1 pseudogene (running past one end of the window) is annotated in these 734 nt (G+C 53.3%); it reads right to left on the bottom strand.

From position 1 onward, the window contains the following. A pseudogene (locus tag GTN70_06765) lies at positions 1-662 on the bottom strand (YHS domain-containing protein) (it extends 496 nt beyond the left edge of the window). Positions 663-734: the final 72 nt, after the last annotated feature.

The following is a 734-nucleotide window of genomic DNA, read 5'->3' as shown; positions in this document are numbered from 1 at the left end:
ACAGCCCGGGCGAAAAAGGGCCATCCGGCCCAGAGCACCACCGGCGTCGCGAGGATCAGCTCCAGCCAGCCGAGGGTTCTCCCTGTGGCCAGATTTTCAATGATATGGCCGCCGGGCAGGATTCCGCGCATGGCGATAAGTACCAGCGGAACCGTGAGGAGAGCCCCGATGATGAACCGTTTCTTCATATAGCCATATTCCGGGTCCTCCTCCTCTTCCAGAGATATGGTAAGCGGTTCCAGTGCCATCCCGCACTTGGGGCACGTTCCCGGGCCATCCTGCTCGACCTCGGGATGCATGGGACAGGTGTACTTTCTGACGCCTGGGGCTTCGTCGTGCTCCGGTGGCTTCACCTCGTCTTCCCTGCCGATAAACAAATCCGGGTTGTTCTTGAATTTCGCGAGACAGTGGCCGCTGCAGAAATAGTATGATTCTCCCGCATGTTCATAGTGAGTGTAGGCGTGCTCATCCTCGGTCGTCATGCCGCAAACAGGGTCTTTGAAAACTTTTTCAGACCCCGTATCCACTTCCTGCGTTTCGGAATGGGTCACATATGTTTCGGGTTTCTCCTCAAACACGTTGAGGCAGGATCTATTACAGAAATAGTATTTCTGGCCACCGTACTCGGTTGACAGGGTGTCTTCTTTCACGTCAACCTTCATATTGCAGACTGGATCGATATACATCTCTTTCTCCTTTTTTACTCTGGTATTGCGCTTCCTGCTTATATTATA

The sequence above is a fragment of the Deltaproteobacteria bacterium genome, from assembly GCA_011773515.1.
Lineage (GTDB): Bacteria > Desulfobacterota > Deferrimicrobia > J040 > J040 > WVXK01.
Note: the sequence above shows the minus strand (reverse complement) of the source record. Positions and strands in the feature narration are given on the sequence as shown.